We start from the raw sequence: 6,231 nt of genomic DNA, 5'->3' as shown, positions 1-6,231 counted from the left end.
CAAAATCCGCAATTCTGCGGTTTTGCCCCTCGCGGGAAACTTGTTGGGGAGTGCCTTCCCCAAACCCTGCTATGCGGCTTGCGCCGCTTATCCCCGCCGCGCTCATGCGGCAAGAAAGGAGGTCACGACCATGCGAAAAAAATACAACACACCCCACCGCAGCCGCGTTGTGAAAACCCGGCTGACCGAAGATGAATACGCCGACTTCACAGCGCGGCTTGCGCCCTATGGTATCAGCCAGTCGGAATTTCTCCGGCAGGCGATCCGGCGTACCACCATACGCCCCGTACTCCATGTGTCGTCGGTCAATGACGAACTGCTCTCCGCTGTCGGGAAGCTCGCAGCCGAGTACGGCAGGATCGGCGGCAACCTCAACCAGATTGCCCGGTATCTGAACGAGTACGGCGCGCCCTATCATGCGTTGTCCGGCGAGGTACGCGCCGCCATAGCCGACCTTGCCGCCCTCAAGTATGAAGTCTTAAAGAAAGTAGGTGACGCGGTTGGCAACACTCAAACATATCAACTCTAAAAACGCCGACTACGGAGCCGCCGAACAATACCTGCTCTTTGAGCATGACGAATTTACCATGAAGCCCGTCCTTGATGAAACCGGCAGGCTTATCCCCCGCGAGGACTACCGGCTGTCTACGCTGAACTGCGGCGGGGAGGATTTTGCCGTTGCGTGTATGCGGGCCAATCTCCGCTATGAGAAAAACCAGCGGCGGGAAGATGTGAAAAGCCACCACTACATCATCAGCTTTGACCCGCGGGACGGGCCGGACAACGGCCTGACCGTAGACCGGGCGCAGGCGTTGGGGGAGCAATTCTGTAAAGAACATTTCCCCGGCCACCAAGCCCTTGTCTGCACCCACCCGGACGGGCATAACCACAGCGGCAACATTCATGTGCATATCGTCATAAACAGCCTGCGGATTGAGGAAGTGCCGTTCCTGCCCTACATGGACAGGCCAGCCGACACGAAAGCCGGCTGCAAGCACCGATGTACCGACGCTGCCCTGCGCTACTTCAAATCCGAAGTCATGGAGATGTGCCACCGGGAGGGGCTTTACCAAATCGACCTCTTGAACGGCAGCAAGAACCGCATCACCGACCGGGAGTATTGGGCGCAGAAAAAGGGACAAGCCGCGCTGGACAAGCAGAACGCCCCCATGATTGCCGATGGTATCACGCCCCGGCAGACCAAGTTTGAAACGAACAAGGAAAAGCTGCGGCAGACCATACGGAAAGCCCTTGCCACCGCCGCCAGCTTTGACGAGTTTTCCTCTCTGCTGCTGCGGGAGGGTGTGACCGTCAAGGAGAGCCGGGGGCGGCTGTCCTATCTCACGCCGGACAGGACAAAGCCCATCACCGCCCGGAAGCTGGGCGACGATTTTGACCGCACCGCCGTCCTTGCCGTTTTGGAGCAGAATGCCGCCAGAGCCATAGAAAAGGCCGCAGCCATACCTGAATACCCCTGGCAGGAGAAACGCGGCATACAGCCCGCAAAAGCCCCTCAAACCGCCCCCAAACAGGACGGAGTGCAGCGGCTTGTGGACATTGAGCAGAAAATGGCCGAGGGCAAAGGCCGGGGCTATGAACGCTGGGCGAAGATACACAATCTGAAGCAGGCCGCCAAAACGCTGTCCGTCTACCAGCAGTACGGCTTTACTTCCCCGGAGCAGTTAGAAGCCGCCGTTGATACCGCCTATGCGGAAATGCGCCAGACCAGCGGCGAACTGAAAGCACTGGAAACCAAGCTGCAAGGGAAAAAGGAGTTGCAGCGGCAGGTGTTGGCCTACGCCCAGACCAAGCCCGCCCGCGACGGGTTGAAAGCGCAGAAATCCGAGAAAGCCCGCGCCGCATACCGGCAGGCCCATGAGAGCGATTTTATCATAGCCGACGCAGCCCCCCGGTATTTCAAGGCGCATGGCATTACCAAGCTGCCCGCCCGGAAAGCGTTGCAGGCCGAGATCGAGCAGCTTATCTCCGAGAAAGACGGCCTGTATAACACCTATCACGAACAGAAGCAGCGGTTCAAGGAGTTGCAGACCGTCAAGCGGAATATCAACCAGATTTTGCGCCGGGACGAGCCGCACCGCAGAAAGGAGCAGAGCCATGAGCGATAACCTGCCCCGCATGGACTACCGCCAGCACCGGCGGGCGCGGCGGCTGGTACATGAGTGCTGTAACTACGACGAGGGGAACTGCCTGCTGTTAGACGACGGGGAGCCTTGCGTGTGCGTCCAGAGCATTTCCCTTTCCCTCATGTGCCGCTGGTTCCGTGTGGCTGTCCTGCCCCTTGACGGGGAGCTGTCCGCAGCCCTCTTATACCGGGGGAGCCGGAAACGGTGTGCCGTCTGCGGAGCGGCCTTTGTCCCCAAATCCAACCGGGGGAAATACTGCCCCGACTGCGCCGGGCGCATGAAGAAAATCCGCGCCGCCGAGAGAAAGCGGAAACAAAGGCAGAGATGTCACGCTTTAGAGCCTTTCAAACCCGCATAAATCAAGGCTTTTTTCGTGGGTGTCAAAGGGTACGCGATACATTTATCCTTTTCCCCCGGAAACGGCGTTCTAAATGCGTACAAACACCCCAAATCCACCCAAAGGAGGAACCATGTCAGACAACCGAAAATACTACTACCTCAAGCTGAAAGAGAATTACTTTGACGAGGACGCCATTGTGCTGCTGGAAAGTATGCAGGACGGTATCCTCTATTCCAACATCCTCTTGAAACTGTACCTGAAATCGCTGAAAAACGGCGGGAAGTTGCAGCTTGATGAAAATATCCCCTACACCGCGCAGATGATTGCCACCATTACCCGTCAGCAAGTCGGCACCGTAGAACGGGCCTTGCAGATTTTTATGAAGCTGGGGCTTGTGGAGCCGTTACAGAACGGCGCACTGTATATGAGCAACATTGAACTACTGATCGGCCAATCCTCTACCGAGGGGGAGCGAAAACGGCGGGCAAGGCTGGCTTTGCAGGAGCAGAAAGCCTTGCCAAAGGCCGGGGCGGACAAATGTCCACCATATCAAGCGGACATTTGTCCACCAGAGATAGAGATAGAGAAAGAGATAGAAAAAGAGAGAGAGCGAGAGTTAGATACGGGACAACCCGCCCGCGCCGCCTATGGCCGGTATGAAAATGTTTTTCTTTCGCAATCGGAACTGGACGGGCTGAAAGCAGACCTGCCCGGCAAATGGGACTATTACATTGACCGGCTATCCTGCCATATCGCGTCCAGCGGCAAGCGATACAAGAGCCATGCCGCCACCATCTACAAATGGGCGCAGGAGGACGCAACTAAGAAAGCCCCGAAAAAGGGCATACCAGACTACTCATGCAAGGAGGGCGAGAGTTTATGAAGAACGAAATCAACGCTGTTTTGGAGAATATGACGGCCACCACCCCGGAGCCGGAGGACTACACCGGCGAGGACGGTTTGCTGTACTGCGGCAAGTGCCGCAAGCCGAAAGAAGCCTATTTTGCGCCGGATAAGGCCGCTATCTTCGGGCGCGACCGCCACCCGGCAGAGTGCGACTGCCAGAAAACCGCCCGCGAGGAACGGGAAGCCGCCGAAAAGCGGCGCAGGCACCTTGACACCGTGGAAGAACTGAAACGCCGGGGCTTTACCGACCCCGCCATGCGGGACTGGACTTTCGAGAATGACAACGGCAGGAACCCGCAGGCCGGGCTTGCCCGCCGGTATGTGGAGCATTGGGAGGATATGCGGACAGACAATATCGGCTGCCTGTTCTGGGGCGGCGTAGGAACCGGGAAAAGCTACCTTGCGGGCTGTATCGCAAACGCCCTCATGGAGAAAGAAATCCCCGTCCACATGACGAACTTTGCCCTGATCCTCAATGACCTTGCCGCCAGCTTTGAGGGGCGCAACGAGTACATTTCCCGCCTTTGCCGCTATCCGCTGCTGATCCTTGACGACTTTGGCATGGAACGCGGCACCGACTACGGGCTGGAACAGGTTTTCAATGTGATTGACAGCCGTTACCGCAGCGGCAAGCCGCTGATCGTCACGACCAACCTCACGCTGGACGACCTGCGAAACCCGGAGGACACCGCCCATTCCCGGATTTATGACCGGCTGCTTTCCATGTGCGTCCCGGTACGCTTTACCGGCGACAACTTCCGGCAGGAAACCGCCAAGCGGAAAATGGAGAGCATGAAGAAACTGATTACCGACTGAAAGGAGTATTGCCTATGGCAGATAACAAGCAGCACGACACCCGCACCGCCCGCCGCCCCGACTGCGTGACGGAAATCCGCATGGGCAATTCCGTCCTTGTCGTGTCCGGCTATTTCAAGAAAGATACCACGACCACCGCCGCCGACAAAATGGCGCGGGTACTGGAAGCGGAAGCCGCTGCTACGCAAAAACCGGCAATTTGACCGACTGTAAAGAAGCAAATTTAACGCTTTTGCCGCTGTACAGCCCCCGCTGTTCCGTGGTACAATGAAACCACGGAATAGTGGGGCTGGCTGTCGGAAACGGAGGATTTTATGTTAAGACAAGCCACCCAAAACCTCATTACCGCCCTTTATCCGAGATTGTCCCATGAGGACGAGCTGCAAGGCGAGAGTAATTCCATATCGAACCAAAAAAGGATACTCGAAACCTACGCAAAACAGAACGGCTTTACCAATCTGCGCTGGTACACCGACGACGGTTATTCCGGCGCGAACTTCCAGCGGCCCGGATTTCAAGCCATGCTTGCGGACATTGAAGCCGGGAAAGTTGGTACGGTCATTGTCAAGGACATGAGCCGGTTAGGGCGAAACTACTTGCAGGTAGGGTTTTACACGGAAATGCTGTTCCCTCAAAAGGGCGTGCGTTTTATCGCTGTCAACGACAATGTGGACAGCGCAAACGGCGGCATGGACAATGATTTTACCCCTCTGCGAAATCTGTTCAACGAATGGCTGGTGAGAGATACGAGCAAGAAAATCAAGGCAGTTAAAAGAGCAAAAGGCATGAGCGGCAAGCCCGTTACCAGCAAGCCGGTGTATGGCTACCTCATGGACGAGGACGAGAACTATATCGTTGACGAGGAAACCGCGCCGGTTGTCCAGCAGATTTACCAGCTTTGCCTTGCGGGGAACGGCCCGACCAAGATTGCCCGTATGCTGACGGAACAGCAAATCCCCACGCCGGGGACGCTGGAATACCGCAGGACAGGCAGCACACGCCGCTACCACCCCGGCTATGAGTGTAAATGGGCGACGAACACCGTCGTTCATATCCTCGAAAACCGGGAGTACACCGGCTGTCTGGTAAACTTCAAGACGGAAAAGCCCTCTTACAAGACCAAGCACAGCGTAGAAAATCCCATTGAGAAGCAGGCCATTTTTGAGAACCACCATGAGCCGATTATTGACACGGAAACATGGGAGCGTGTGCAGGAGTTACGCAAGCAGCGCAAACGCCCGAACCGCTATGACGAAGTGGGGCTGTTCTCTGGTATGCTGTTCTGCGCCGACTGCGGCCATGTGATGTACCAGCAGCGGTATCAGAACAAGAACCGCAAGCAGGACTGTTACATCTGCGGCAGCTACAAGAAGCGCACCCGCGACTGTACGGCGCACTTTATCCGCACCGACCTGCTGACCGCCGGTGTCCTCTCCAATCTCCGGCAAGTGACGGAGTATGCTGCCAGGCACGAGAGCCGTTTTGTAAAGCTGCTGATCCAGCAGAACGAAATCGGCGGCAAGAGAAAGACCGCCGCAGCCACCAAGCAGCTTGAACAGGCGCAGGAGCGGATTGCCGAAGTGAGCCGCATTATCAAGCGGCTGTATGAGGACAATGTGAACGGCAAAATCAGCGACGAGCGTTTCATGGAACTGTCGGCAGACTATGAGCAGGAGCAGCGGGAACTGAAAGACCGCACCGCCGCATTGCAGGCGGAACTGGACAAGTCGCAGGCGGCCACCGTTAACGCCGAGAAATTCATGGGGATTGTCCGCAAGCACCTTGCCTTTGAGGAATTGACACCCACCCTCTTGCGGGAAATGATTGAGAAAATCGTCGTGCATGAGTGCAGCTATGACGAGAACGGCACCCGCAGGCAGGACATTGAGATTTATTACAGCTTTGTCGGCAAAATTGACTTGCCCGAAGCCTAACGCCCGACCTATCCGACACAATGGCCAAGTGCCGGATAGGAACGGCAAAATTTTTTACACTTCTATTACTTCTTTATCGCACATCAGCAAA

7 protein-coding genes and 1 pseudogene are annotated in these 6,231 nt (G+C 56.4%); all 8 read left to right on the top strand.

Translation table 11 applies throughout. The features are described 5' to 3' along the window. The first annotated feature begins 130 nt into the window (after nt 1-130). A complete protein-coding gene (locus ACQRBH_RS16895) occupies nt 131-529 on the top strand; it encodes a plasmid mobilization protein (RefSeq protein ID WP_002584975.1) in 399 nt (132 codons plus the stop codon). Next, nucleotides 501-2,126 (top strand): relaxase/mobilization nuclease domain-containing protein, encoded by a 1,626-nt coding sequence (locus ACQRBH_RS16890; RefSeq protein WP_075704893.1) that lies wholly within the window; start codon nt 501-503, stop codon nt 2,124-2,126. The genes ACQRBH_RS16895 and ACQRBH_RS16890 overlap by 29 nt, the downstream gene beginning before the upstream one ends. Continuing rightward, nucleotides 2,116-2,502 carry a cysteine-rich VLP domain-containing protein gene (locus tag ACQRBH_RS16885; protein ID WP_004452819.1) on the top strand — a complete coding sequence of 129 codons (387 nt, stop codon included), beginning with the start codon at nt 2,116-2,118 and terminating at the stop codon, nt 2,500-2,502. The genes ACQRBH_RS16890 and ACQRBH_RS16885 overlap by 11 nt, the downstream gene beginning before the upstream one ends. Nucleotides 2,503-2,614: 112 nt before the next feature. After that, a complete protein-coding gene (locus ACQRBH_RS16880; RefSeq protein WP_074754406.1) occupies nt 2,615-3,367 on the top strand; it encodes a phage replisome organizer N-terminal domain-containing protein in 753 nt (250 codons plus the stop codon). Continuing rightward, the gene (locus ACQRBH_RS16875; protein ID WP_074754404.1) at nt 3,364-4,206 is read left to right on the top strand and encodes an ATP-binding protein; all 843 of its coding nucleotides are present in this window, start codon (nt 3,364-3,366) and stop codon (nt 4,204-4,206) included. The genes ACQRBH_RS16880 and ACQRBH_RS16875 overlap by 4 nt, the downstream gene beginning before the upstream one ends. A 14-nt stretch (nt 4,207-4,220) precedes the next feature. Then, complete coding sequence (locus ACQRBH_RS16870) at nt 4,221-4,409, top strand: transposon-encoded TnpW family protein (RefSeq protein ID WP_020995296.1); 189 nt, start codon at nt 4,221-4,223, stop codon at nt 4,407-4,409. Between the two features lie 111 nt (nt 4,410-4,520). Then, on the top strand, nt 4,521-6,140 hold the full coding sequence (locus ACQRBH_RS16865; RefSeq protein WP_074754402.1) for a recombinase family protein: 1,620 nt from the start codon (nt 4,521-4,523) through the stop codon (nt 6,138-6,140). Nucleotides 6,141-6,160: 20 nt separating this feature from the next. Then, nucleotides 6,161-6,231 (top strand): annotated as a pseudogene (locus tag ACQRBH_RS16860) (Maff2 family mobile element protein); the annotation flags it as partial.

The organism is Bariatricus sp. SGI.161 (genome assembly GCF_050313695.1).
Taxonomy (GTDB): Bacteria; Bacillota; Clostridia; order Lachnospirales; family Lachnospiraceae; genus JAFBIX01.
This window is presented reverse-complemented; position numbering and strand designations above follow the sequence as displayed.